Annotated in this window: 2 protein-coding genes; both read left to right on the plus strand. The window is 58.7% G+C overall.

Annotated features, from left to right (window positions below; translation table 11 throughout):
* The coding region (locus tag OP495_RS17965; protein WP_280571140.1) for a hypothetical protein at positions 1–631 on the plus strand (631 nt) is incomplete at its 5' end.
* A gap of 383 nt (positions 632–1,014) precedes the next feature.
* Positions 1,015–1,236 (plus strand): Wzz/FepE/Etk N-terminal domain-containing protein (locus OP495_RS17970; RefSeq protein WP_280571141.1); only part of this gene is annotated, 222 nt, incomplete at its 3' end.

Here is a 1,236-nt window from a genome sequence, read left to right on the forward strand (position 1 = left end):
TACCTCGGTCTATCAACTGACGCAGGCCCAGGGGCAAGCGACAGGTAGCGGCGTGAGGACCGTCGTGCCTGCAAAGCAAGTGTTGGGGCGCACACGTGCGGTTTTCATTCCCGCTGCACGGCGTGAAAACGCAGGCGACAGCGATGTGGCCACTATTGATGTACAAGCATCGCTCGCGCCCCAAGGCACACGACTACGCCTGGAAAGCCGTGCCGAGCCGTCACAGGTGACCGATATCGAAGCCGTTCATCGCGCCGTACTGCGCCAAATAAACGCATTGGATGCCACCTGGGCGACCCAAGCCAAGCAGCACGCAACGCAACGCCATGCAAGGCTAAATCGCCAAGCCATCTGGCTGAGAGAAAATCTCGACCAACATGGCAACGCCAAGGCCTTGATGCGCGTGCAAGGTACGTTGCAACGAATAGCGCTAATGCGCGATACCTGGACGCCCGGCCAACGCAGAATGCTGGCACAGCAGACACCTCAGGCCATTCCGCGCGATTGGCACGCGGCTTGGTCAATGGGTAGCCGCGCAGGGCTGTGGGCGTGTCTCGTCGTATTTTGCTTACCGCCGTGGCCTCGGCGTAGTTCATTACGGCATCGCCTCACTCAGGCAAATACGCGCTAAACGTCGCCATGGCGCGACAACTTTTGGGTTTTCTCTCACAAAATTCAACGCTATAACGGTAGAGATGAGCGGGGGGCTCACATAGAATGAGGCAGCGTGGCCAGGAAGGCCATGTGTTGCTGTCTTTTCGAATCTAGCGTTACAACAACGACGACACCGCCATGTCAGCGGGCGAGGGTGCAACAAGGAAGGCCACCGGTAGCGTCTTTAATCAGGGCGCCCATTCCTATTCTCCTGAGCCTCGTATCGCCTTGCCGTTTACTGGCCGGCGTAGCGGTGTCGCCCATACGATGGAAGGGCCTTGGGAAGCTGCCCGGTGTAATCCTAGGGCGGTAGCGTGCCTAAGTGGCCGACCGTATAGCGAATAGGGAAATCAACGCGTCATGACACAACCCCCCGCGCAACAACACCAGAAAACTCAATGGCCGGATGCCGACTGGCGAGACGATGAAATCTCCCTTGTGGACCTCGCGGTGATCCTAATCCGCCGCTGGAAGGCCATGGCTGTCATCTTCGTCGTCGTCGTCGCTCTCGCGGTAGCCGCGGCATTCCTGCTGCCCAGTCAGTACCAATACTCTTCGCTCTATAGCGTGGCCGAGTACACC

This window comes from Chromohalobacter sp. 296-RDG, assembly GCF_029889885.1.
Lineage (GTDB): Bacteria > Pseudomonadota > Gammaproteobacteria > Pseudomonadales > Halomonadaceae > Chromohalobacter.